Source organism: Thermodesulfovibrio sp. 1176 (assembly GCF_029946585.1).
Lineage (GTDB): Bacteria > Nitrospirota > Thermodesulfovibrionia > Thermodesulfovibrionales > Thermodesulfovibrionaceae > Thermodesulfovibrio.
In genome coordinates this window covers 109,987-133,666 of the sequence record NZ_JARZRZ010000001.1, presented here as the reverse complement: position 1 = coordinate 133,666, position 23,680 = coordinate 109,987, and the positions used below count along the sequence as shown (strand labels likewise).

Sequence of the window (23,680 nt, the reverse complement as noted above, 5' to 3'; positions counted from 1 at the left end):
CTCCATAAAAAGATTAGGATATTCATTATTGAAAAATAACTTATATTTTGTATAATTATACCATTGTGTCAAGACTTTTTCATTATAAGGTTGTAAATAATGCCTTTGGAGACCCCTGTGTTTTTGTAAGACTATTGAGGGAAAAAAGAGCTCTGCTCTTTGATGTAGGAGATATAAGAAGAATTCCCTTTAATGAGATACTCAAAGTAAGCGATATTTTCGTAACCCATACCCATATTGACCATTTTATAGGCTTCGATCAGGTTATAAGAGCTGTTTTAAGAAGAACAGAACCATTAAGAGTTTATGGGCCAGAAAACATTATTGATTGTGTATATGGAAAACTCAAAGGATATACATGGAATCTTGTTTCTGATTATCCATTAACAATTGAAGTTTTTGCAATCACAGAAAAAAAAATACATAGAGCAAAATTTTCTGCCTCTCAAAGATTTAAAATTGAAAAATTGCCGAGTTTGCCAAAACAAGAAGTTATTCTTCAAGAACCTCTTTTTAAAGTAAAAGCTCTGGTTTTATCACACGGAATCCCAGTCATTGCTTACTGCCTCGAAGAAGATTATCATATAAACATAAATAAAGTAGAACTTGAAAAAAGAGGATTTGAAATAGGCCCATGGCTTGGAGAACTTAAAAAATTAATTAAACTCCATTATGATTATGCTCCTTTTAATATGCTAAAACCTAAAAATCCCTCTTTAAAATTAAAGATAAATACTCCGAAAGGACAGTTCAGTATTGAAGAACTCTTTGATATTTTAAAAATTACTAAAGGAGAAAAACTTTCTTATGTAATGGATGTAGCTCCTAAAGAGAGTAATATCCAAAAAATCATAAAGTTCGTTAAAGATTCTGATATCTTATTTTGTGAAGCCTATTTTTTAAGTAAAGATATAGAAAGAGCGATGGAAAGAAATCATTTAACAGCTGCTTTAACTGGCAAAATTGCAAAGGAAGCAGAAGTAGATGATCTTGTGATTCTTCATATTTCTCCAAAGTATATTGATAATCCTCAAGAAGTTTACAAAGAGGTGGAATTATCAAGATTTCAGGATTAACAGTAAGATTGATTGTTTTTCTTTTAGTTTTCTTTTCCGCATTAATGTTGGTAGTTAGTGCTTTTTTTATTTACAGAAATGCAGAACAAGCCACAGAGCAATCTTTGAAAATGCAGGCAATAGGAATAACAATAACTCTAAATAGTGTATTACAAAATTCGGACATTAAGGAACTTAAAAGGCAAGGTAGCACAATTTTTTCAGAAATTTTAATTGATGAGCGATGGGAAGGCGTTGCTTTTATATCTCTTTACAGTAGTGAAGGAAAGGTGGTTTTTCATTCAAATCCTGCATTAATTGGGCAGAAATTTCAGGAAGTAATTCCTCTTTTTAAGGAAAAAACTCCATATTATCACTATCTTACACTATCCACAGGAGAAAAGGTTTTTGTAACGGATACAAAAATAAATCTTGATGAGATTCAGTATCTTTTAAGAGTTGCTCTGCACACCTATCCAGTTCAGAGTCTTGTAAGACATGCAAAAATTCACATGCTTTTTCTGGCATTTTCAGCAGTATTTATAATTCTAGCAGGTTTTTTTACAATAAAACTTTTAAGTAAAATAGAAAAAATGCAAAACAGGATGAAGGAGCTGGAAAATCTCTCAATGCTTTCAAGGGTTTTAGCCCATGAAATAAGAAATCCTCTTGGAAGCATCAAAGGATTTGCCCAATATTTAATGAAAAAGATTTCAGAGCCTCCTTTAAAGGAATATCTTGACATAATTGTAAAAGAAAGCTTAAGACTTGAAAGACTTACAGATGATCTTTCTCAATATGCGAATCCGCAAAGTATTAATCTGCAAAGAGTTAATTTAATGGAATTGATTCATGAAACAGTTTTACCTTTTAGTATCGAACATAAAGAAATATTTTTTGAGCTTCAAGTTGAGGAAGTTTCAATAAAAACAGATAGGGATAAAATTATACAGATTTTGAACAATATTCTTCAAAATTCTGTTTCTGCTTTATCAGAAGTTGAAGAAAAAAGAATTAGTATAAAATCAAGAAAAATCAATGGTAGAATAAAAATTGAAATATCAGATACAGGAATTGGAATGGATGAAGAAATTTTAAAAAAAGCTAAAGAACCCTTTTTTACAACAAAACCAAAAGGTACAGGATTAGGACTTGCAATAGTAGGTCGCCTCTGTGAAATTTTAAAAATTAATTTAGAAATTAAAAGTAAAAAAGGACAGGGCACAACAGTATGCCTGACACTGTTAGAATCATTATAGTTGAAGATGACTCCTCCTTTGCCTCTTTTCTTAAAACAATCCTTGAAGAGGAAGGATACGCTGTTATGGTATTTAATGACCCTGAGGTTGCCCTGAAAAACATAAAGGATTTTTCACCCCATCTTGTAATTACAGATTTAAAAATGCCAAAAATGGATGGAATAAAATTTATTGAAAGAGCAAGAGAAGTTGTTGAGGCAGAATTTATTGTAATAACAGCCTTTGGAACAATTCCTTCTGCAGTGGAAGCAATAAAAAAAGGTGCTCTTGATTATATTACAAAACCTCTTTCATCTTTAGAAGAATTTTTAGAAAAGATAAAAAAAATTTTAAAAAAAGAACATTACAGTGCAGACTTTGATCTGCCTCCCTATGAAATACTTTTTGCAGGAATTGAAGATGTTTATGAAATGGTTAAAAAAGTTGCAAAGACTGACGCAACTGTAATTCTTTATGGGGAAACAGGAACAGGTAAATCAGCAATTGCAAAGGCAATTCATATTATGAGTGGTAAAAAAGGTACATTTGTTGAGATAAATTGTGCATCAATTCCTGAAACATTAATAGAGAGCGAAATTTTTGGATATGAAAAGGGAGCTTTTTCAGGAGCAATTAAGCAAAAACCTGGTAAAATAGAGCTTGCACAAAATGGAACTCTCTTTCTTGATGAAATTGGAGAATTGTCTCCATCAATTCAGGCAAAATTTTTAAAGGTCTTACAGGACAAAAGCTTTGAAAGAGTTGGCGGGCTTCAGACTCTTAAAACCAATGCAAGATTTATCACCGCAACAAATAAAGATTTAAAACAACTTATTAAAGATGGGAAATTCAGGGAAGATCTATATTTCAGGTTAAATGTTTTCCCAATTACAATTCCTCCTTTACGAGAAAGAAAACAGCATATTATCAAAATTGCCCAGTATTTAATAGAAAAAATTTCAGAGAAATTTGGTGAGGAAACAAAAAAGTTAAGTAAATCAGCAATAGAATCAATAAAAAATTATCACTTCCCAGGAAACATTAGAGAGCTTGAAAATATCCTTGAAAGAGCGATAATTCTGTCAAAGGGGGAAGATATTGAAATAAAAATTGAAAAAGATGTTGAGTGGCAGGAAAATGACCTTAAAAGTGTTGAAAAAAAAGCAATAATTGAAGCATTAAAAAAAGCCGGCGGGAATAAACAAAAAGCATCTCAATTACTTGGTATTTCTTTAAGAACTCTTTACAATAAAATTAAAGAATTTGGCTTGGAATAATCTCATTTACTCCTCTTTCCATCCATGCCTTCCTATTAATGGGACAAAGGCTACAGGAATGAGGTAATATCTTTCAAGCTCCTTTCCCTTTTTTATTGCTTTAAGCATATACTGAGAATATCTTTCTCCAACAGGTGCCACAATAATTCCACCTTCTTTAAGTTGCTCAATAAGAGGTTGCGGAATGTCAGGTGTTGCTGCAGTTATTATTATTTTTTCAAAGGGAGATTCCTCTGGTAATCCTTCTGTACCATCTTTTACATATACTTTTATATTTTTTATTCCAAGTTTTTCAAATCTCCTCTTTGCTTCCTCTGCAAGTGGTTCAACTCTTTCAATTGTATGGACTTCTTTTACAAGTTCTGCAAGAATTGCTGCCTGATATCCCGAACCTGTCCCTATTTCGAGAACCTTTTCATCTCCTTTAAGCTCAAGTAGTTCTGTCATCAAAGCAACAATATAGGGTTGCGAAATTGTCTGACCATGACCAATTGGAAGAGCTCTGTCATCATAGGCACTGTCAATAATATCTTCTGGAACAAAGAGATGTCTTGGAACTTTTTTCATTACCTCAATAACCCTTTTATCCCTGATTCCTCTTTCGACAATCTGGGATTCAACCATCCATTCTCTTAAATGTTTATACTTATCTACCATGACGTTTTAATATCTCCCTTGCTACAAGAATACCAGATACAGAGGCTTGAATCAAGCCCCTTGAAATTCCAGCTCCATCTCCTGCAGCAAAAAGATTTTCTACTTCTGTCTCAAGATTTTTAGTTAACTTTATTCTCATACTGTAAAGTTTAATCTCGACTCCATAAAGAAGTGTGTAATTAGTGTTTAAGCCAGGCATAACTTTATCAAGGGCTTCAAGCATTTCAACGATATTTACAAGATAACGATAGGGGAGGACAAAGCTAAGGTCTCCTGGTGTTGCATCCTTAAGTGTAGGTTGAACTGGATTTCTTAAGATTCTTTCAAGGGTTGATCTTCTTCCTTTTTTAAGGTCTCCAAGTCTTTGAATTAAAACTCCTTGTCCAAGATAATTTGCCAGCTTTGCAATGCTCTGTCCATAAAGAATGGGTTCCCTAAAGGGTTCTGTAAAATAAGTACTAGAAAGAATTGCAAAATTTGTATTATCTGTTTTTTTATTGGCATAACTATGACCATTTACGGTCCATATCCCATTTATATTTTCTCTTACTACTTCTCCATAGGGATTTACACAAAAAGTTCTTACAGTATCATCAAAGGTTTTTGAATAATAAATAAACTTTGGCTCATAACATACTTTAGTAAGTTCTTCACAAACTGAAGCAGGAACTTCAACTCTAACACCTATATCAACAGGATTAAGCTCCGTATTTAATCTAAGTCTTTTTGCTTCTGAACTGAGCCAGCTACTTCCTGCTCTTCCTGGAGCAACAACAATATAGTTTGAATAAATTTTTCTTTTATCATTAAGCTCAACTCCTATTGCCTTACCTTTGTTTACAATGATTTTAGATGCCTCATGATTAAAAATTATATCAACTTTTTTCGAAAGTTCTTCCTTTATTGATCTAAGAACTTCTATGCATTTTTCTGTGCCAATATGTCTTATTTTAGAAGGCATAAATAACAATCCATTTTTTGATGCCTTAGCTTTTATTTGATCTGCCATCTGAATCTCAGGTTCATAAACTTTATCTGGAGCACCAAATCTTAAATAAATCTTATCTACATATTCAATAAGTTCAACAAGTTTTTGCCTGTCTATATATTTGTCTAAAAAACCTCCAATATAAGGAGAAAGATTCAGTTTACCATCACTGTAAGCACCTGCTCCTCCCCATCCACTTAAAATATTACATGTAGAACAATGGGCACATTTACCTGTTAGTTCCATTGGGCAATTTCTTTTTTCAATATCATTACCCTTTTCAATTAGTAGAACTTTAAGAGGTGCCTTTTGAATGATTTCCAAAGCTGTAAATATTCCAGCAGGTCCTGTTCCAACAATAATAACATCATATCTATTCTTTAAATCCATTTCTTTAACTTTACCACAATGACTAATATCAAAGGCAATAAAGACTACTTAAAACTGCTGATTAATGAAAGACTGTCTTTCACTAATGTCATTTCAAGGTATACTCTCCCTCAGAATAACAAAATTTCTTAAGAGAGTACTTCCTTTAAATCAAATTCAGTGATTTTTATTGAATTTAGGGCAAAGTCCAGAGTAATCCGCCTATATTTGCGTAATTTTTAGATATAATATATTATGTCAAAACCAAAAATTGTATTAAGTAGATGCTTTATTAGCCCTGTAAGATACAACGGTGGAATTGTTAATGATGATTTTATTGAAAAACTTAAATCTTATATTAATTATATTGATTATTGTCCTGAAGTTGATATTGGATTAGGGATTCCCAGAGCAAGAATTATTATTAAAATTGATGGGGAGCAAAAAAAACTTATTCAGCCAGAAACAGGAAGGGATTTAACTGATATCATGATTAATTATGTAAACAAAGTATTAAATGAATTGAAAGATATAGATGGGTTTATTCTTAAATCAAAGTCTCCTTCCTGTGGTGTTACATCTGCTAAGCTTTATAAAAATAATGCCATAATTGGCAAAACTGATGGTTTTTTTGCTGATACCATAAAAAAATTTTTCCCCTATTTACCCGTTGAAGATGAAGGTAGATTAAGAGATGAGGAAATTAGAAAACACTTTTTAATCAGGATTTTTGCTTTCTCTGAGTTTAGAGCTTTAAATAGTAATCCATCATTAAGAGGTCTCGTAGAATTTCATTCAAAATATAAGTATCTTTTAATGACTTATAGCCAAAAAAATCTTAAGGAACTCGGTAAAATTGTAGCTGATAGGAAAATGAACTTAGAAGATAAATTATTGCAATATAAAAATCTCTTCTATCAAGCCTTTATAAGAAAGCCATCTATTAAAAGACATGTTAATACTCTTTTGCATCTAATAGGACATGTTTCTAAAAAATTAACCACTAAAGAAAGAACACATCTAATCAATTTAATTGAAAAATACAGCAAAGGATTAGTTGAAATAAGAGTAATTCTTGAACTTCTTCGTAGCCTTTCTTTTAGATTTGAAAATGAGTATATTTTAATACAAAAATATCTTGATCCCTATCCTGACGAACTAAATGTATAAAAGAGTCATTTACTGGTTCAAAAGGGATTTAAGAGTTGATGATAATAAACCTTTTTATGAAGCTTCTACTAAGTCAAAAGAATTAATTCCTGTTTTCATATTTATACCTGAAATCTTGGATAAATTCAAAAGTTACGATCAAAGATTAGGATTTATCATTGATTGTTTGAATATTTTAAGCGAAAAAATTAAGAAGATAGGAGGTTTCCTCTACTGTTTTCATGGAAAAGCAGAAGAAGTTTTTCTTTATTTAATAAAGAAATATAAACCTCAGGCTGTTTTTACTAACAGAGCCTTTTCATATACAGGAGAAAAAATAGATAGAAAAGTAATGGAAGTTTGTAAACAATTTGAAATTGAATATCATGCTTACAATGATAATTTTCTCTGTTCTGTTGAAAACATTCCATTTAGGAAAGTTTTTTCTCCTTTTTATAAAAAATGGAAAGAGAATTTAAATCTCCAGCCCTATCCTATGCCAGATAGGATAATCACACCTAAATTACAGGAAAACTCAGTGGAAGAGATTACAAGAAATATTAAATATCAAAAAAATCTTTATTGGAAGGCGAATTTTGTTTATTCAAGATTAAAAGATTTTGATTTTAAAAATTATGAACAAATCCGTAACAGACTCGACATAGATGGAACTTCAAAACTTTCTCCCTACATTAGATTTGGAGTAGTATCATTAAGAAGTATATACAAAAGGGTTTTTGATACTTCAGGACAAGATTGTCAGTTCATAAAGGAGCTTGCTTGGAGGGAGTTTTGGTATCACATTAAAATAAATTTTCCTCAATTCAAGGAACTGGAATTTCAAGAAAGAAGAAGAAGTATACCTTGGCAGAGGGATGAAATTTTTCTAAAAGCCTTTATGAATGCAGAAACAGGATATCCGATTATTGATGCAGCTATAAGACAGTTAAAAACTGAAGGCTGGATGCATAACCGTGCAAGGATGATTGTTGCTTCATTTCTTACAAAGGATTTATTTGTAGACTGGAGAGAGGGAGAGAGGTTTTTTATGGAATTTTTAATAGATTACGACGAAGTTGTAAATACTGGTAACTGGCAGTGGAATGCTTCCGTTGGTCCAGACCCAAAGCCTTTAAGAATTTTTAATCCTATTATTCAGGCAAAAAAGTTTGACCCCGATGGAGTTTTTATAAAAAAATACATACCAGAATTAAAAAAATACCCAGCCTTTATGCTTCATGATCCCTTAAAATTTAAATTAGACTATTGTAAGCCTATTGTTAATCACTTTGAAAGGGTTTTTATGGTAAAAAAGTATTTTAATTTTTCTAATAAAGAAAACATCTAACCTTTCTTGCACCCAAATTTTTTAATTCAGGGGTATTATCTTTGCATATATCCATTCTATATGAACAACGACTATAAAACCTGCATCCCTTAATATGCCAAGATATTCTGTCTTCTGCGCTAATGCGAGGCATTTTTATCCTGTACCTTCTATGGAATCCAGGTATGCTCTCAAGAAGTACTTTTGTATATGGATGAAGAGGTTCTTTAAATAAATCTATTGTACTTGCTTCCTCTACTATTCTTCCAAGATGCATTACTGCAACCTTGTTACTTACGGCTTTTACAATATTTAAGTCGTGGGTTATAAGAAAAATTCCCATTTCTCTACTTTCTCTGATTTTTATTAACTGATTGAGCAATGAAGCCTGAAGGGAAATATCAAGGGCAGAAAGGGGTTCATCGGCTATCAAAATTTCTGGTTCAAGTATTAAAGCCTTTGCAATAGCCACTCTTTGTCTTTGTCCGCCACTTAATTGATGGGGATATCGTTCAATCATTGATTCGTCAATACCTAATGTTTTTAAAGTTTTTCTAACTATTTCCTCTCTTTCACTTTTAGTATAATCTCTGTGTATTTTTAATGGCTCTTCGACTATACTGAATATTTTCATTCTTGGATTTAATGATGAATAGGGATCCTGAAATACAATAGCTATGGAATTATGGTAAGATTTTAATTCTTCTTTATTTAACTGCCATATATTCTTGCCCTTAAAAATAATTTGTCCTTCTTGAGGTTTAATGAGCCTTAAAAATAATTTAGCTACCGTTGATTTGCCTGAGCCACTTTCTCCTACAAGAGCAAAAAAATCTGTTTTATCTACGCTTAGGTTAAAATTTTCAACGGCTGGAATTATTATTTTTTTGAGTTTAAAGATTTTATTAAGATTAACAGCTCTTAAAAGAGGCAATTATGTCTCCCAAATACTGAACTCCTCAACAAGTCTAATACCCATATAATAACAGCACATCTCATGGTCAAAATTATTAATAAAGGACCTTTCTACTCCGTCTTCAAAAAGAATTCTGACAAGACATAAACCACCTGGCAGGGAAGAGTTCCTCTCTTCAATTACTTCTCCTATCCCCCAAACTTTATAGTTTATGTGTCTAACTTTGTCACCTAATTTAAGGTATGTTCTTGTAACCATTTTTTAATTATACCATTTCACTGATTATTTTTATCTCAAGAGATTCAGGCTCCTGAAATTGCAGAACCGAGGTCCTGAGGAAGTGAAAAACTTAAAATTATAACCTAAATTATCTTGTGTAATTCAGGTTATAATTAAAAAATGATAGAAGATATAACAAACTATTTTTCACCAACTATACAGGCTTTGTTAGCAGGGTTATTCACATGGGGTATGACTGCCTTAGGTGCTTGTCTTGTCTTATTTGTTAAGAATGTAAATAGAAAACTTCTTGATACTGCCTTAGGTTTTGCAGCAGGAGTTATGATTGCTGCAAGCTTCTGGTCTTTACTTGAACCAGCAATTGAGATGTCACAGAAATTTAGCATTCCTTCGTGGATACCTCCAGCAGTAGGCTTTTTATCAGGTGCGCTCTTTTTAAGATTAATTGATATGGTTTTGCCTCATCTTCACTTTCAAGCTCCCATAAGCGAAGCTGAGGGTATCAAAACATCATTTAAAAGGAGCACTCTTTTAGTTTTTGCAGTAACACTACATAATATTCCCGAGGGATTAGCAATAGGAGTTTCTTTCGGTGCCCATGGAATTGATCCAGCTAATGTAAGTCTTCTTTCATCAATAGTCCTTGCAATTGGTATGGGAATACAAAATATTCCTGAAGGATTCGCCATATCAATGCCTTTGAGAGGTGAAGGATTGTCAAAGAAAAAAAGTTTCATGATCGGACAAATTTCTGGATTAGTTGAACCTATTTTTGCTGTCTTAGGAGTTCTACTTGTTGAAATAATGCAGAATCTTTTGCCTTATGCTCTTGGATTTGCAGCTGGCGCTATGATATTTGTTACTGTAGAAGAATTAATTCCAGAGTCTCAAAGAAATGGAAACTCCGATATTGCCACTGCTGGACTAATCATCGGTTTTACTTTAATGATGATTCTTGATGTTGCTTTTAAATAAAATTAACTTTTGAGTTTTTTAGCAATCTCTGTAAGCCTTTTTCCAAAAGTTCTGCATATATTTGCCTCGTTTTCATCAATTTCTCTTTTATTTTCAGCTTCTGCAACATGTCCAGGACCATAGGGAGAACCTCCGCCTTTAGTAAGATAAAGATCAGGAGTAGAGTAAGGAACTCCAACAATTATACATCCAAGATGCAATAAAACAGTCATAAATGTAAGAATTGTAGATTCCTGTCCACCATGCATAGTTCCTGTTGAGACAAATACGCCAGCAGGTTTTCCTTCAAAAACTCTCTGCATCCAGAGCGGACCAAATTGGTCTACTACATTTTTAAGTTGTGCAGAAACATTTCCGAATCTTGTAGGAGTACCAAAGGCATAGGCATTGGCATTTTTAAAATCTTCAAGAGTTACCAATGGAACATCCCTTTGTAGCTCTATACCAGCCTGAATATCTGGTCTGGAAGCAATAACAGTCTCTGGAAGCAGCTCAGGACATCTTCTAATTATTGGTTCACCTCCTGCTTCTTTTACTCCCTCAGCTATTAATTTTGCCATTTTGTAAGTATTACCGAAGGTACTGTAATAAACAATCAATACTTTCATCGTAATCACCTCGGCTATTTTTCTTAAATTATAGCAAAAATCTAAATTAAAAGTATAAAATAAAGCTTTTTCAAATTCTATTATTGACTTTTCATGACAAAATATATTAATTTTAAAAAGCTTTAATGCCTTTGAGGGCAGGTAGCTCAGTCGGTAGAGCAGGGGCCTGAAAAGCCCCGTGTCGGCGGTTCGATTCCGTCCCTGCCCATACTTCAACGATATTTGACAAAAATTTTTCAAAAATATTAGATTATTAAATCTACAGGGCCGCTAGCTCAGCAGGCAGAGCACCGCCCTTTTAAGGCGGGTGTCGTTGGTTCGAATCCAACGCGGCTCATAGAGGATGTCCCCATCGTCTAGCCAGGCCTAGGACATCGCCCTTTCAAGGCGGTAACAGGGGTTCAAATCCCCTTGGGGACGTTTAAAAAGCCGTGGTTTAACCACGGCTTTTTATTTTATAGGCACAAATCCTGCCTTTTTAGATTTACAAACTGGACATCTATAACCTTCAGGTATTTCATCAAAAGAAGTTTCTGGTTTTATTTTATTTTTTTCACAACCTTTAGAAGGTTCATAAATATAACCGCAATGAGTACATCTATATGGTTGTTTATTAATTTTATTTTTTTCCATCGCGTAACCTCCTCTGAAAAACTTTAAGGCTGTTTTTCCATTGTTCCTTTTTGTCCGCATTTAGGACATTTCTGAGGTTTACATTTGCCTTCCTTAATTGTTCCACAGTTTTTACATTTAAAAATAGCCATTCTTCCACCTCCTATAAATTATTTTAAAATTATTTTAAATAAAAATTGTTTTAATGTCAAATCAAATTAAAGATAAACCTTAGAAATATACTAAAAAAACAGAGTACTTTCACTGTAGGAGTCTGAAAGATCTCAAATATCTTATGAACGAAAATTTTTTGGATATAGATAATTTTGGAATTTATCTTATATCATCTTGGAAAAATTTTTGAATATTTTGATATATTAAAAATTAAACTATCAAACTAAAGGGAGGGAAAAGTTGAATATCAAAAAAAACGAATTTAAATTTAACACTATAGAAGAAGTCTTAGAAGATGTAGCTCAGGGCAAAATGATTATCCTTGTTGACGACGAGGATAGAGAAAATGAAGGGGACATTTTCATAGCAGCAGAAAAAGTAACGCCCGAGGCAATAAACTTCATGGCAAAATATGCTCGTGGATTAATTTGTTTAGCCTTGACACCTGAAAGAGTTGAAGAACTTAAGCTTCCAATGATGGTAGATATCAATGAAACACCACATCAGACAGCTTTTACTGTATCAATTGAAGCAAGAAAAGGAGTAACAACAGGGATTTCAGCCCATGACAGAGCCATAACAATTCTTACAGCCATTGATCCAAAAACAAAACCTGAAGACCTCGTAAAACCAGGGCATGTATTTCCCTTGAGAGCCCAAAAGGGTGGAGTTTTAAAAAGAGCTGGACATACAGAGGGTGCTGTTGATCTTGCTCGACTTGCTGGATTATACCCCGCAGGTGTAATCTGTGAAATAATGAATGACGATGGAACAATGGCAAGAGTGCCTCAACTGATGGAATTCGCAAAAAAGCACGGGCTTAAAATTACAACAATCAAAGACCTTATCAGATATCGTATGAGGAATGAAACACTTGTAAAAAAAGTTGCCAGTGTTCAGCTTCCAACAGATTATGGTGAGTTTAAGGCAATAGCCTATACAACCTTAATTGATGATAAAATTCATCTTGCTTTGGTAAAAGGAGATATTAAACCAAATGATGAAGTTCTTGTAAGAGTTCACTCAGAGTGTTTAACAGGTGATGTCTTTCTTTCAAAAAGATGCGACTGTGGTTCCCAACTTCATAGAGCCCTTGAAATGATAGAAGAGGCTGGTAAAGGAGTTCTTCTTTATATGAGACAGGAAGGTAGAGGTATAGGACTTCTTAATAAATTAAAAGCCTATGAATTACAGGAAAAAGGCTATGATACAGTGGAAGCCAATATAAAATTAGGCTTTAAACCAGACTTAAGAGATTATGGTGTAGGAGCCCAGATTCTGGTTGATCTTGGCATAAGAAAAATGAGACTTATGACAAATAATCCTCGTAAGATTGTAGGATTAGAAGGTTATGGACTCAAAGTTGTTGAAAGAGTTCCAATTGAAGTAAAACCAAATGAAAATAATAAATGTTACTTAAAGACAAAGAAGGAAAAACTTGGGCATCTGTTAACAAAAATTTAATGCGCCTGAGAGGATTTGAACCTCCGACTCTCGGCTCCGGAGGCCGATGCTCTGTCCACTGAGCTACAGGCGCTTAAATAAATTATAACAAAAAGGAGTTGTCAAATGAGAGAAAATGAAATCCCTTTAGGATTAACTTTTGATGATGTTTTATTAGTACCCTCAAAATCCGATGTAGTTCCTGCTCAAGTAGATGTAACAACCTACTTCACACCTAATATAAAATTAAACATTCCAATTGTTAGTGCAGCGATGGATACAGTTACAGATGCAAATCTTGCTATAGCGATTGCAAGAGAAGGTGGAATTGGTGTAATTCATAGAAATATGACTCCTGAAAAGCAAGCACTTGAAGTAGATAAGGTCAAAAAATCAGAAAGTGGAATGATTGTTGACCCAATAACAATTGGACCAGATGCTCCTATTTCAGAGGCTTTAGCTTTAATGGAAAGATACAGAATTTCTGGAGTTCCCGTTACAGTAAATGGAAAGCTCGTTGGAATAATAACAAACAGAGATTTAAAATTTGAAAGAGATTTTACTAAAAAAGTCGAAGAGGTGATGACCAAGGAAAGACTTATTACTGCACCTGTTGGTATAACTCTGGATGAGGCACAGGAAATTCTTCATAAATATAAGATAGAAAAATTGCCTATTGTTGATAAAGATTTTAATCTAAAGGGATTGATAACTATAAAAGATATTGAAAAAAGAAAAAAATATCCAAATGCCTGTAAAGACCATCTTGGTAGACTCAGAGTAGCTGCAGCAGTAGGAGTTGGTGAACCTGCAATCTACAGAGCAGAATTACTCGTAAAAGCTGGTGTTGATGCTATAGTAATTGATACTGCCCATGGACATAGTAAAGCTGTGATTGAAACACTAAAGGAACTTAAAAGAAGATTTGCTATAGATGTGGTAGCAGGAAACATAGCAACAAGTGAGGCAGCAGAAGAACTTATTCAGGCAGGTGCTGATGCAGTAAAAGTAGGAATAGGACCTGGCTCTATTTGCACAACCCGTATTGTTGCAGGTGCTGGTGTGCCCCAACTTACCGCAATTATGAATTGTTACCAGGTAACCTCAAAATATAATATTCCTTTAATAGCTGATGGCGGAATTAAATATTCTGGTGATATTACAAAAGCTTTGGCAGCTGGAGCCCACTGTGTAATGATTGGAAGCCTCTTTGCTGGAACAGATGAAGCTCCCGGTGAAATAATACTTTATCAAGGAAGAAGTTACAAAACATACAGAGGAATGGGATCAATTGGTGCAATGCAAGGTGGTTCATCTGATAGATACAGACAGGAGGTGGTCTCTTCTGAAAAACTTGTTCCTGAAGGAGTTGAAGGAAGAGTACCTTATAGAGGCCCTCTTTCAAAAAGTGTCCATCAGTTAGTTGGTGGACTTAAATCAGGAATGGGATATTGTGGTTGTAAAAACCTTGAAGAATTAAGAACTAAAGCAAGATTTATAAAAATTACAAATGCTGGGTTAAGGGAAAGCCATGTCCACGATGTAACAATAACAAGAGAATCTCCCAATTACTGGGTTGAGGATTAAAATGCATAAACAGGAAATTTTAGTTATTGATTTTGGTTCCCAATACACTCAGCTTATTGCAAGAAGAATAAGAGAATTTAAAGTATACTCTGAAATCATTCCATGCAATGCTCATCTTTCAGAAATTATAAAAAGAAAACCAGCAGGAATAATTTTTTCAGGCGGTCCTGCAAGCGTATATGAAGAGAATGCTCCAACAATAGATAAAGAAATATTTAATCTCCGAATTCCCATACTTGGCATCTGCTATGGAATGCAACTTATTACCCATCTTCTCGGAGGAAAGGTAGCAAAAGCTGAAAAAAGAGAATATGGTAAATCTATATTATATATTGATGACTTTTCTGACCTTTTTTCTGATATCCAAAATGAAACAGTTGTGTGGATGAGTCATGCAGACAAAATCTCTCAGATGCCTGAAGAATTTATAAGGCTTGCTCATACAGAAAACTCACCATATGCTGCTATGGCGAATAGAGATAAAAAAATTTATGCCTTACAGTTTCATCCTGAAGTAGTCCATACATTAGAAGGAAGGCAAATCTTAAAAAACTTTGTTTTTAAAATATGTGGTTGCTCACCAACATGGGATATGCATTCCTTTGTTGAAAGAGAAATTGATGAAATAAGAAAAAGAGTTGGCAAATATAAAGTTGTTTGTGCTTTAAGTGGAGGAGTTGATTCTACTGTAACAGCTGTATTGGTTCATAGAGCCATAGGAGATGCCCTTACATGTATATTCGTTGACAATGGACTTTTACGAGCAGGAGAACGTGAAAAAGTTGAAGAGATGTTAAGGAATAATTTCCATATAAATTTAAAAGTTGTAGATGCTTCTGAACGCTTTTTAAAAAGACTTAAAGGTGTTCGTGATCCTGAAAAAAAGAGAAAAATAATTGGTGGAGAATTTATAAAAATCTTTGAAGAAGAAGCAAAAAAAATTGAAGGAGTTAAATTTTTAGCCCAAGGAACTCTTTATCCAGATGTAATAGAAAGCATATCCTTTAAAGGACCCTCTGCAACCATAAAAAGTCATCACAATGTTGGTGGATTACTTAAAAGAATGAAGCTAAAGCTGATAGAACCATTAAGAGAACTTTTTAAGGATGAGGTAAGAGAGCTTGGTAAAGAACTTGGAATCCCCGATGAAATCCTATACAGACATCCATTCCCCGGACCCGGGCTTGCAATAAGATGTATTGGAGAGGTTACAAAGGAAAAGCTTGATATTTTAAGACAGGCTGACAGAATTGTTCTTGAAGAAATTAAAAAATCTGGTTGGTATAATAAAGTATGGCAGTCCTTTGCAGTTCTTCTTCCTGTTAGGACAGTTGGAGTTATGGGAGATGAAAGAACCTATGAATATGTGATAGCAATAAGGGCAGTACACAGTGTTGATGGAATGACAGCAGACTGGGTTAGACTTCCCTATGAAATTTTGGAAAGGCTTTCAAACAGAATAATTAACGAGGTAAAGGGAGTAAACCGTGTTGTTTATGACATAACATCAAAACCTCCTGGAACAATTGAATGGGAATAAATAATTTTGATTTAAAAAGATATATTTCAGAAAAGAAAGTAAAAATTGAAGAATTTATAAATTCCTATTTTAATCCATCTATAACTCCTCCCATACTTCATGAATCAGTTCTTTACTCTTTAACTGCAGGTGGTAAGAGACTTAGACCTATTTTATGCATATCTTCCTATGAAGCCTGTGGAGGGAAAGAAGATATAACTGCCTATGCAACTGCAATAGAGTTTATTCATACTTATTCATTAATTCATGATGACCTTCCAGCAATGGACAATGATGATCTTAGGCGTGGTAAGCCTACAAATCACAAAGTATTTGGTGAGGCTATTGCAATACTTGCAGGAGATGGACTTTTAACTGAGGCATTCAGAATCCTGTCTAATCCAAAATATGCAGATGTTAAACCAATCAATCTCTTGAGAGTAATTTCAGAAATAAGTTACTCAGCAGGACTTTACGGGATGGTAGGAGGACAAGCCTATGATTTAATCTCGGAAGGTAAAGAACCTAATAAAGAAGTTGTTGAATTCATTCATTTAAATAAAACTGCAAAATTAATTTCCGCATCTGTTAAATCAGGAGCAATCCTTGCTGATGCAAATGATGAACAGATAAAAAGGATTGAAACCTATGGATTAAGTATAGGACTTGCTTTTCAAATAGTCGATGATATTCTTGACATTGAAGGCACCACAGAACAATTAGGAAAACCAAAGGGTTCCGATGAAAAAAAAGGCAAAATGACCTATCCAAGAGTATACGGAATTGAAAACTCAAGAGAAAAGGCAAAGGAATTAATAGATCATGCTTTAAAGGCAATTGAAATTTTTGACCAAAAGGCAGAACCATTGAGAGAGATAGCTAAATATATTGTAAAAAGGAGTTCGTAAAGATTATAATTTTACTGCATAAATGAGGAAAAAATTAATATTGTTCGCCATAATTTTATTTTTTGCTGTTGCCAATGTTCTTTATTCCACTGAAAGCGGAATAATTCCTAAAACTCTATTAATACTTCCAGAAACATCAAAAGTAAAAATAAAATGGATTTTATTGCCTGAAAAAAGGCCTCCACCAGAGGTAACACAAAAAATCCGTTTCATAATAGACAACAAAAATGAACCAATGCTCCTTTATGGAACAAATCTGATTTTAAATCCTATAAAAAATTACCTTGTAAAAACCAAAGAATCCCTAAAGGATATAATATGTCTTGAAAACGGAGTTCTTATTTTTTCTGATAGTAAAAATCTCGGCTATCTTGAATTAGAAAAAAACATTAATGATACACTCCCTATAGCAAAGTTAAAAGCTGTTGCTAAGCTTCCTCAGTCTGATTCCAGAGTATTTAAAGGTAGTGATTCATTATATTCATTATCATACAATCCTAAAACGAATAAATACGAAATATATCTTTTTAAACCCCTTAATAAAAACTTTGAAAAGATTCTTTCTCTTAAAGAAAAAATAGATTCTTTGAGCGGTAAAGGAGAGCATTTATTTATAAGTTCAGGAAAACAGATTAAAGAATACAAAAATGGTAAATTTCACATTGTTTATGAGCATCCAAGACAGGATATAAAAGAGATTTTCTATTCAGAAAAGACAGGTCTTTTTTATAAAACAGAAAATGGAATTGGTTTTGTAAAGGATGGAAGTGCTATGGAATTTCTTCAGAGTGAGAACTTCGAAGTGTTTTTTAAAGGCTCAAGTATCTATGTCTTATTCTTAAAAGCTATGGCTGTTGTAGAGTTAGAAAATATTGATGATTTAAAAAATTACAGTTTTAAAATTGAAAGAGTTATTGATATAGATAGAACTTTTTGAAGTTAATAAAGAAATGGTGGAGGTCAACAATGAAAGTCCCTTTAAGAATATTAAACTTGCTTCTTTTAACTTTATTTATTTCTGGATGTGCAGCAAAGTCAATAATTCAAACTGAAAAAGATTTTAAATTAAGGAATTATAAGACTGTCAGTGTTAATGTGGGATCTTTTTTGCCTTCCTGTGATGAAGAATGCGATAAAGAAATAAAAAATATCGAAACCCTATTAATAGAAAAAATTAAAAAAACGGCTTTATTTGAAATAGTTAGTGTAGAAATCCAAAATCCTGAATTAACAATCAATATTAGAATTACTGAATTAAGAATAGTATCAGCCAAAGATAGATTCCTGCACGGAGCCCTTGCCGGAAGAGCTAAAGTTGCAGGTACAATTGAGTTATTTGACCACATAAACAATGAAAATTTAGGTAAATTTATCGTCGAAGGAATTTCTTCGGGAGGAACGGTTTTTGCCGGAACAACAAAGCAGGCTGTAGAAAAATTCATTGAACAAATAATTAATTTTATCTATGAAAAAGTTACTATATAAGAATCAGGAGGTGTGAAAATGCTTAAAAAAATAATTTTATCGATAGCTTTGATTTTTCTTTTACCATGGCATGTTTATGGAGGAAGTATCCCAATGCCTACTGGAATGTCTTGTGAAGGAAGTCAAATGCCAGATGGAACTTATATTCCTAAAGGGCAAGTAAAAGAAGTTACCTATGGTGGCGTAAGATACAGATGTGTTGGCTGCGGTGGATGCACTCCCATAAGCAGTGGCTCTTCCACATATACGCCTTCATATGTTCCTTCATCCAGACTTACACCGTCTCAACAGATGACAATTGGAATTATGGGTTCTTTTTTAAGTGGCTTTTTTGGAACTCTTTTTAGTGGAATGTTTGATATGAATGACAATTCCGCACAAAAACAGGCTCAGTATGAGGCAGAACAAAAAAGAATCGCAGATGAAAGAAAAAAAGAGGAGGAAAGAAAAAAACAACTCCTTGCCCAGTACAATCAGCTCATTACACAGGCAAAACAGCAAGTTCAGAGCCAGCCATCAAATCCAGCTCAGAGTCCTTTTTCTTTTCAAACTCTTGGAGGACAACTAACAGCATTTCAGTGGCAGAAGCCTTCCATGTCTCAGCCTAATTCAAGCAATACAATGGAACAGATGAGAGTCTCTGCAGAGCTAAATGCTTCAGATTTAAACAAAATTTTTGGGAATGTAATACAGGATAAAGTCACTGAATCAATAGAAGAAAAAATTGATAATATTGGTGAAAAACTTTTTGAAAAACTTGATGAAAAATATAAAAAAACTTGGGGGTCAAAAATTAATGAACATGCTCTTCCTATAATGAAGATTGCAGTAACAGCAAAAACAGAGGGGGTAGCAAGTGCAGGTGCACAGGCTATTGACGAATATTTAGTATCTTTTATAACAAAACCCATGTCTAAGCCACAGGCTACAGTTTCAGAAATAGGTAGAAAAATATATACGCAGATTGCCTTCACAGCCTTAGATAAATTTTTAACCAAAACAGAAGAAGCATCTCAAGCTTTAGGATTTAATTTCAGCAAAGATGAATTCATGAACAATTTTGAAAGTGATATGAATTTTGGGCAAAAAATGATATATAAATGGTTGAAAGGAGAATAGAAATGAAATTTCTCAAAGTTTTAATTATTTTTCTTCTTGTTCTTTATCTTTATGGATGTGAACCAATAAGAATAACCCATAAAATTGAACCGTTAGATTTAGAGTCTCCAAAGGAGACTGTAACAACAAGGAAAATTCCTTATGAAGTCATATTTATCGTAGATGATACAAAGAAATATACAGCAACCCATGCTGATTATGCTGCTGGAGTGATTCATGATTTTATATTTCCTGCAGGAAATTTTATTAAACAGGCATTGCCAATTATTTCAACAGCCTTTGAAAAATATAAAACTGAGCCGTCTCTTTCAGCCATTCCAGATAAAAAAACCATAGTAATAGATACTGCAGTAAATTTTATGAATGTGAAGCTTGATTGTTGCCTACCTCTTGTTTTTGATACGAAAACAACTCTTCGATTTAATCTCTATGATAATGACCTTATTGTGCTTTCTCTTCCTGTATATTCCGAAGGGAAAGGAAGCCTTTCAAAGCCAGGACTTTTTGCTACTATGAATGATAAAGAATATGCTCAGGTAGCTTATCAATCAATTAAAGAGGCTCTTAAAAACTCTATTGATGTTATTTATGAGGTAGTAAATAATCCAAAAAAAGTAATCAGTGATGCAAAATTAGAAATAAATAAAAACCCTTCGAATACCTTTGCTTACACAGTTATTGCTAATCGCTCTTTAAAACTTGGAGATTATGCAGAAGCTTTAGCAGCAGCTCAGATGATTACTCAGCTTGACCCTAAAGATACAAATGGATATTTTTTACTCTATAAAATCTATAAAGCTCAGAGAAAAATAAAAGGTGCTATGGAGCAACTCGAACAGGCATTTACTCTAAAACCTAACAATGCTACACTTTTTATCCATCTATACAATTTTTATATTGAACAGGAAAAACCTGATAAAGCTATGAATGCTGTAACAAGATACATGCAAGCAAGACCTGATGACAAATATGCTGCAACATATCTTGGAATGCTTTATTTGACAAAGGGGAAATATGATGATGCCATTTCAATCTCACAAAAAATGATTGATTCTTTAAAATTTTATGGAATTGGAGCATCAATTTCAAAAGAAAAAGACTTAACGGTAGTTAAATCTGTTGAAAAAGAGGCTCCTGCAGAAAAGGCTGGTATTAAATTAGGAGACATAATAAAAGAAATTGACGGAACATCTACAGAAGAGCTTAAGATTGACGAAGTTGTCAAAAAATTAAGAGGCGGTGAAGGAACAAAAATCAATCTTAAGATTAAAAGAAAAGACACTGAAGAGCCGATAAATCTGACTCTAACAAGACAAAAATTTTATAGCCAACCATCTTTAGTGACAAGTTATCTGGGAATTACAGGTATGGCTCAGATACATAAAGGAAACATCAAGGAGGCAAAAGAAATAATAAACGAGGCTTTGAACATTTCAAAATCTACGGGTTTAGGCATTATTCCTCTTAAAGCTTATTCCACATTGCTACTTGTTTCTAAGGAATATGATAAATTGATTAATGATTTTTCAAAAATTGATAACGATTATGTCAAATTGCTTATTGCAACAGCCTATGCTAAAAAAGGAGAGTATGATAGATCTTTGAAAATTTTCAGAACAGTTAATAAAAAAGAATTGTCAATCACAGAAAAAACTCTTAAAGATTTTTATGAAGCAACAGAACCTTACATACAGGAGATAGAAAAACAAGCTATAAACTATGAAAAGGCAGGTAATATTAGCAAAGCATTAAAAATATATGGAGAAATCATAGATATTGTCTCTGAAGATAAAGCATCATTGATAAGGAATAAAGTATCAAGATATATTATGCTTAATCCAGCTGTTGTTGAAATTTCAGGCACTGCAAGACAGCACTTTTTAAACTCTGAAGTTTTATTTAATGCTGGTAAATATGAAGAGGCTTTGCAGGAGCTTGAAAAAGCCAAGTCCTATATTCCTTTCAATCCACAGATTTATTTTAACTCTGCGTTGGTTTGTGAAAAAATTGCTGATTACAAGGGAGCAATAAAGAACATGGAGATATTTTTACAACTACAGCGGGAGCATCCTCAGGCACAGGCAATTAAAGATCAGATTTATAAATGGAAGTTTATACTTGAAAGGGAAATTTAAATGGGCTTGATAAGTCAATTAAACAAACCAATTATGTTTATCTTTATAACTATAATATTGTTTGTAAATTCTTCCTATGCGCAAAAGACTGGTGTAGATGAAAATATAATAAAAAATTTTACATATCATATAAAATTAGAAGATACAAAAATTGCCTTTAAAAATGGTAAGTATGAGTCTGAAGGTTCATTAAAAGGTTATATTAAAGCATGGATAGTTAAATATGCTTTTGCAGATATAAATAAAGATGATAAGATGGATGCTGTGGTTATTCTTGCTCATACAGGTGGAGGAAGTGGCACTTTTTTTGAATTAACAGCTTTAATTACTGAAAGAGAAAATATTAAACAGACTAATTCCCTTTTACTTGGTGACAGAGTAGAAATTAATGATATCAAAATAGTTGATGAAGTCTCTTTACCACGTACATCTTTTAAGTCTTCAAAGAAAATCTATTTAACAATGAAAACTCATAAAACCGATGATCCATCCTGTTGCCCAAGTGAAGTTGTAAGAGAATGCTTTTATTTAACTTTAGCAGATGAGATAAAATCTTGCGAAGATGAATCTGCTCCTGTAGTAAAAAAACCAGCAATTTATCTATATCCAAAAAATAATGAAAATATTACAGTCAAACTGAACATAAAAGGTAATATTACAAAAACAATACCTGAATATAATGAATCCTGGAAGGTGAAGGTAGATAAAAAAGGTATTATTGATAACAAATATTCGTATCTTTTTTATGAGGCATCTCTTGAAAGTCCTGTTAATGTTACAAAGGAAGGATGGATCGTAAAGTATGAACACCTTGAATCGTGGTTTGAAAAATACCTGCCTAAGTTGGGGTTAAACAGAAAAGAGATAAAAGATTTCAAAGATTATTGGTTAAAAGAATTAAAATATGCCAAATTTTATGAGATAAGACTATTAGATAGAGATTTTCTTGATAACAATATGCAATTGCTGATTTCTCCAAAACCAGATACAGTGATTAGAGTAATACTTTACTTTAAACCTGTTGATAAATATAGGAAAATTAAAAATCCTAAACTTACTCAAATTCAAAGAAAGGGTTTTACTTTAGTTGAATGGGGTGGTATAACCACTGATAAAATTCATTAAAAAGGAGTTGAATATGAAAAAGGCTATTTTATTTGTAATCATTTTTACAATTTTATTTACAGGGAATAATGCTTTTTCAGAGCAAAAAGATTCCACAAAAGTTTACATTACCCTTGAAGAAGCAAAAGATTTAATTCCTGATATTTACACACTAAGCATTGCTGTGAATGTCAACTCTATTCAAGAAGCAGAAGTAATTAAAATTCTGGGGAATGTTGACAAGTCAATAAAAAACCTCCGTTTAAATTATAAAGGTGGTAAATACAACGTCTATAGAAATTGTTGGTGGGAGAAGGGAAAGGAAAAATGTTCAGGATACAAAGGCAATGTTTATTATTACTTTGAACTTGAAAAACCAGAACAACAGAATAAAATTCTTGAGACTTTGACAGATCTTCAGGAAAAGTACCAAGATAAAGTAAGTCTTACTATTTCTAATCCAACATGGACAGTTTCAAAAAAGAATTTAAAAATCGCTGAGGAAGAATTAAAGCTTGAAATAATAGATACTGCTCAAACTTTTTCAAAGAAAATGTCTGAAAAAATAGGTAAAATTTGTCATATTACAGATATAAATTATGATGTAAAAAGACCTCCCATATGGTATCCTTTCAGAGATGAAAATATCATGTTAAAATCAGCCACTACAGAGTCTAAAATCAGCCTTGAAGCACCTACTCCTGTAAAAGAAGATCAAAGCATTTCAGTAAAAACATCGATTACTTTGATTTGTAAGTAAAGATTTATCCTATGGGGGACTCTTTACAAAGAGTC

General features: G+C 32.9%; 23 protein-coding genes and 4 tRNA genes. 19 read left to right on the top strand and 8 right to left on the bottom strand.

Annotated features, from left to right (window positions below):
* Positions 1–65: 65 nt before the first annotated feature.
* From QI155_RS00705 to QI155_RS00695, 3 genes are read left to right on the top strand one after another with little or no spacing between them, the layout of a single operon-like run.
* Positions 66–1,076: a hypothetical protein gene (locus QI155_RS00705; RefSeq protein WP_281320907.1), complete on the top strand. Its 1,011-nt coding sequence runs from the start codon at positions 66–68 to the stop codon at positions 1,074–1,076.
* A 44-nt stretch (positions 1,077–1,120) separates the two neighbouring features.
* On the top strand, positions 1,121–2,314 hold the full coding sequence (locus tag QI155_RS00700) for an ATP-binding protein (protein WP_281320906.1): 1,194 nt from the start codon (positions 1,121–1,123) through the stop codon (positions 2,312–2,314).
* Entirely contained in the window at positions 2,287–3,570 is a 1,284-nt protein-coding gene (locus tag QI155_RS00695; protein ID WP_281320905.1) for a sigma-54 dependent transcriptional regulator, read from the top strand. The genes QI155_RS00700 and QI155_RS00695 overlap by 28 nt, the downstream gene beginning before the upstream one ends.
* A 6-nt stretch (positions 3,571–3,576) precedes the next feature.
* Here the strand turns inward: QI155_RS00695 and QI155_RS00690 are convergent, their stop codons facing one another.
* Both QI155_RS00690 and QI155_RS00685 read right to left on the bottom strand, forming a co-directional pair.
* The gene (locus tag QI155_RS00690) at positions 3,577–4,227 is read right to left on the bottom strand and encodes a protein-L-isoaspartate(D-aspartate) O-methyltransferase (RefSeq protein WP_068861389.1); all 651 of its coding nucleotides are present in this window, start codon (positions 4,225–4,227) and stop codon (positions 3,577–3,579) included.
* Entirely contained in the window at positions 4,217–5,605 is a 1,389-nt protein-coding gene (locus QI155_RS00685; protein ID WP_068861388.1) for an NAD(P)/FAD-dependent oxidoreductase, read from the bottom strand. The genes QI155_RS00690 and QI155_RS00685 overlap by 11 nt, the downstream gene beginning before the upstream one ends.
* Positions 5,606–5,839: 234 nt before the next feature.
* On the opposite strand from QI155_RS00685, the gene QI155_RS00680 reads away from it, so the two are divergent.
* Both QI155_RS00680 and QI155_RS00675 read left to right on the top strand, forming a co-directional pair.
* A complete protein-coding gene (locus QI155_RS00680) occupies positions 5,840–6,754 on the top strand; it encodes a DUF523 and DUF1722 domain-containing protein (protein ID WP_068861387.1) in 915 nt (304 codons plus the stop codon).
* Positions 6,747–8,081, top strand: coding sequence for a deoxyribodipyrimidine photo-lyase (locus QI155_RS00675; protein ID WP_068861386.1), 1,335 nt, complete (start codon positions 6,747–6,749; stop codon positions 8,079–8,081). The genes QI155_RS00680 and QI155_RS00675 overlap by 8 nt, the downstream gene beginning before the upstream one ends.
* On the opposite strand, the gene QI155_RS00670 is transcribed toward QI155_RS00675, so the two are convergent.
* Positions 8,062–8,994, bottom strand: coding sequence for an ABC transporter ATP-binding protein (locus tag QI155_RS00670; protein WP_068861385.1), 933 nt, complete (start codon positions 8,992–8,994; stop codon positions 8,062–8,064). The genes QI155_RS00675 and QI155_RS00670 overlap by 20 nt on opposite strands.
* Entirely contained in the window at positions 8,995–9,234 is a 240-nt protein-coding gene (locus tag QI155_RS00665) for a hypothetical protein (RefSeq protein ID WP_068861384.1), read from the bottom strand.
* A 141-nt stretch (positions 9,235–9,375) separates the two neighbouring features.
* On the opposite strand from QI155_RS00665, the gene QI155_RS00660 reads away from it, so the two are divergent.
* The gene (locus tag QI155_RS00660) at positions 9,376–10,191 is read left to right on the top strand and encodes a ZIP family metal transporter (RefSeq protein WP_068861383.1); all 816 of its coding nucleotides are present in this window, start codon (positions 9,376–9,378) and stop codon (positions 10,189–10,191) included.
* A gap of 2 nt (positions 10,192–10,193) precedes the next feature.
* Here QI155_RS00660 and wrbA read toward each other — a convergent pair whose 3' ends face one another.
* The gene (gene wrbA / locus QI155_RS00655; protein WP_068861382.1) at positions 10,194–10,799 is read right to left on the bottom strand and encodes an NAD(P)H:quinone oxidoreductase; all 606 of its coding nucleotides are present in this window, start codon (positions 10,797–10,799) and stop codon (positions 10,194–10,196) included.
* Between the two features lie 135 nt (positions 10,800–10,934).
* On the opposite strand from wrbA, the gene QI155_RS00650 reads away from it, so the two are divergent.
* From QI155_RS00650 to QI155_RS00640, 3 genes are all read left to right on the top strand, one after another.
* Positions 10,935–11,007, top strand: a tRNA-Phe gene (locus tag QI155_RS00650).
* Between the two features lie 56 nt (positions 11,008–11,063).
* Positions 11,064–11,136, top strand: a tRNA-Lys gene (locus tag QI155_RS00645).
* Positions 11,137–11,144: 8 nt separating this feature from the next.
* Positions 11,145–11,219 (top strand) — tRNA-Glu (locus QI155_RS00640).
* Positions 11,220–11,249: 30 nt separating this feature from the next.
* On the opposite strand, the gene QI155_RS00635 is transcribed toward QI155_RS00640, so the two are convergent.
* Both QI155_RS00635 and QI155_RS11040 read right to left on the bottom strand, forming a co-directional pair.
* A complete protein-coding gene (locus tag QI155_RS00635) occupies positions 11,250–11,432 on the bottom strand; it encodes a rubredoxin (RefSeq protein WP_068861381.1) in 183 nt (60 codons plus the stop codon).
* 23 nt (positions 11,433–11,455) lie between these two features.
* Positions 11,456–11,563, bottom strand: a complete 108-nt coding sequence (locus tag QI155_RS11040) for an RCKP-type rubredoxin-like domain-containing protein (protein WP_068861380.1) — start codon at positions 11,561–11,563, stop codon at positions 11,456–11,458.
* A gap of 262 nt (positions 11,564–11,825) precedes the next feature.
* Between QI155_RS11040 and QI155_RS00630 the strand changes: the two genes are divergently transcribed.
* Positions 11,826–13,049: a bifunctional 3,4-dihydroxy-2-butanone-4-phosphate synthase/GTP cyclohydrolase II gene (locus QI155_RS00630; protein ID WP_083200153.1), complete on the top strand. Its 1,224-nt coding sequence runs from the start codon at positions 11,826–11,828 to the stop codon at positions 13,047–13,049.
* Here the strand turns inward: QI155_RS00630 and QI155_RS00625 are convergent.
* Positions 13,050–13,122 (bottom strand) — tRNA-Arg (locus tag QI155_RS00625).
* 32 nt (positions 13,123–13,154) lie between these two features.
* Here QI155_RS00625 and guaB point away from each other — a divergent pair.
* From guaB to QI155_RS00580, 9 genes are read left to right on the top strand one after another with little or no spacing between them, the layout of a single operon-like run.
* Positions 13,155–14,615 carry an IMP dehydrogenase gene (gene guaB, locus QI155_RS00620; protein ID WP_068861379.1) on the top strand — a complete coding sequence of 487 codons (1,461 nt, stop codon included), beginning with the start codon at positions 13,155–13,157 and terminating at the stop codon, positions 14,613–14,615.
* A gap of 1 nt (position 14,616) precedes the next feature.
* On the top strand, positions 14,617–16,155 hold the full coding sequence (gene guaA, locus QI155_RS00615) for a glutamine-hydrolyzing GMP synthase (RefSeq protein WP_281320904.1): 1,539 nt from the start codon (positions 14,617–14,619) through the stop codon (positions 16,153–16,155).
* Positions 16,146–17,042, top strand: a complete 897-nt coding sequence (locus QI155_RS00610) for a polyprenyl synthetase family protein (RefSeq protein WP_281320903.1) — start codon at positions 16,146–16,148, stop codon at positions 17,040–17,042. Before guaA ends, QI155_RS00610 begins: the two co-directional genes overlap by 10 nt.
* A 40-nt stretch (positions 17,043–17,082) precedes the next feature.
* Positions 17,083–17,979: a hypothetical protein gene (locus QI155_RS00605; RefSeq protein WP_281320902.1), complete on the top strand. Its 897-nt coding sequence runs from the start codon at positions 17,083–17,085 to the stop codon at positions 17,977–17,979.
* 29 nt (positions 17,980–18,008) lie between these two features.
* A complete protein-coding gene (locus QI155_RS00600) occupies positions 18,009–18,527 on the top strand; it encodes a hypothetical protein (RefSeq protein WP_281320901.1) in 519 nt (172 codons plus the stop codon).
* Positions 18,528–18,545: 18 nt separating this feature from the next.
* Positions 18,546–19,646 carry a hypothetical protein gene (locus tag QI155_RS00595; protein WP_281320900.1) on the top strand — a complete coding sequence of 367 codons (1,101 nt, stop codon included), beginning with the start codon at positions 18,546–18,548 and terminating at the stop codon, positions 19,644–19,646.
* A 2-nt stretch (positions 19,647–19,648) separates the two neighbouring features.
* Complete coding sequence (locus tag QI155_RS00590) at positions 19,649–21,781, top strand: tetratricopeptide repeat protein (RefSeq protein WP_281320899.1); 2,133 nt, start codon at positions 19,649–19,651, stop codon at positions 21,779–21,781.
* A complete protein-coding gene (locus tag QI155_RS00585; RefSeq protein WP_281320898.1) occupies positions 21,782–22,906 on the top strand; it encodes a hypothetical protein in 1,125 nt (374 codons plus the stop codon).
* Positions 22,907–22,919: 13 nt separating this feature from the next.
* The gene (locus tag QI155_RS00580; protein WP_281320897.1) at positions 22,920–23,645 is read left to right on the top strand and encodes an SIMPL domain-containing protein; all 726 of its coding nucleotides are present in this window, start codon (positions 22,920–22,922) and stop codon (positions 23,643–23,645) included.
* Positions 23,646–23,680 lie beyond the last annotated feature (35 nt).

What these genes read in the sequence shown, in the direction of transcription:
- QI155_RS00700 (WP_281320906.1), top strand. Translation starts at nt 1,121, where the DNA reads ATGTTGGTAGTTAGTGCTTTTTTTATTTACAGAAATGCAGAACAAGCC.
- QI155_RS00695 (WP_281320905.1), top strand. Translation starts at nt 2,287, where the DNA reads ATGCCTGACACTGTTAGAATCATTATAGTTGAAGATGACTCCTCCTTT.
- QI155_RS00690 (WP_068861389.1), bottom strand. Translation starts at nt 4,227, where the DNA reads ATGGTAGATAAGTATAAACATTTAAGAGAATGGATGGTTGAATCCCAG.
- QI155_RS00685 (WP_068861388.1), bottom strand. Translation starts at nt 5,605, where the DNA reads ATGGATTTAAAGAATAGATATGATGTTATTATTGTTGGAACAGGACCT.
- QI155_RS00680 (WP_068861387.1), top strand. Translation starts at nt 5,840, where the DNA reads ATGTCAAAACCAAAAATTGTATTAAGTAGATGCTTTATTAGCCCTGTA.
- QI155_RS00675 (WP_068861386.1), top strand. Translation starts at nt 6,747, where the DNA reads ATGTATAAAAGAGTCATTTACTGGTTCAAAAGGGATTTAAGAGTTGAT.
- QI155_RS00665 (WP_068861384.1), bottom strand. Translation starts at nt 9,234, where the DNA reads ATGGTTACAAGAACATACCTTAAATTAGGTGACAAAGTTAGACACATA.
- QI155_RS00660 (WP_068861383.1), top strand. Translation starts at nt 9,376, where the DNA reads ATGATAGAAGATATAACAAACTATTTTTCACCAACTATACAGGCTTTG.
- wrbA (WP_068861382.1), bottom strand. Translation starts at nt 10,799, where the DNA reads ATGAAAGTATTGATTGTTTATTACAGTACCTTCGGTAATACTTACAAA.
- QI155_RS00635 (WP_068861381.1), bottom strand. Translation starts at nt 11,432, where the DNA reads ATGGAAAAAAATAAAATTAATAAACAACCATATAGATGTACTCATTGC.
- QI155_RS11040 (WP_068861380.1), bottom strand. Translation starts at nt 11,563, where the DNA reads ATGGCTATTTTTAAATGTAAAAACTGTGGAACAATTAAGGAAGGCAAA.
- guaB (WP_068861379.1), top strand. Translation starts at nt 13,155, where the DNA reads ATGAGAGAAAATGAAATCCCTTTAGGATTAACTTTTGATGATGTTTTA.
- guaA (WP_281320904.1), top strand. Translation starts at nt 14,617, where the DNA reads ATGCATAAACAGGAAATTTTAGTTATTGATTTTGGTTCCCAATACACT.
- QI155_RS00610 (WP_281320903.1), top strand. Translation starts at nt 16,146, where the DNA reads ATGGGAATAAATAATTTTGATTTAAAAAGATATATTTCAGAAAAGAAA.
- QI155_RS00600 (WP_281320901.1), top strand. Translation starts at nt 18,009, where the DNA reads ATGAAAGTCCCTTTAAGAATATTAAACTTGCTTCTTTTAACTTTATTT.
- QI155_RS00595 (WP_281320900.1), top strand. Translation starts at nt 18,546, where the DNA reads ATGCTTAAAAAAATAATTTTATCGATAGCTTTGATTTTTCTTTTACCA.
- QI155_RS00590 (WP_281320899.1), top strand. Translation starts at nt 19,649, where the DNA reads ATGAAATTTCTCAAAGTTTTAATTATTTTTCTTCTTGTTCTTTATCTT.
- QI155_RS00585 (WP_281320898.1), top strand. Translation starts at nt 21,782, where the DNA reads ATGGGCTTGATAAGTCAATTAAACAAACCAATTATGTTTATCTTTATA.
- QI155_RS00580 (WP_281320897.1), top strand. Translation starts at nt 22,920, where the DNA reads ATGAAAAAGGCTATTTTATTTGTAATCATTTTTACAATTTTATTTACA.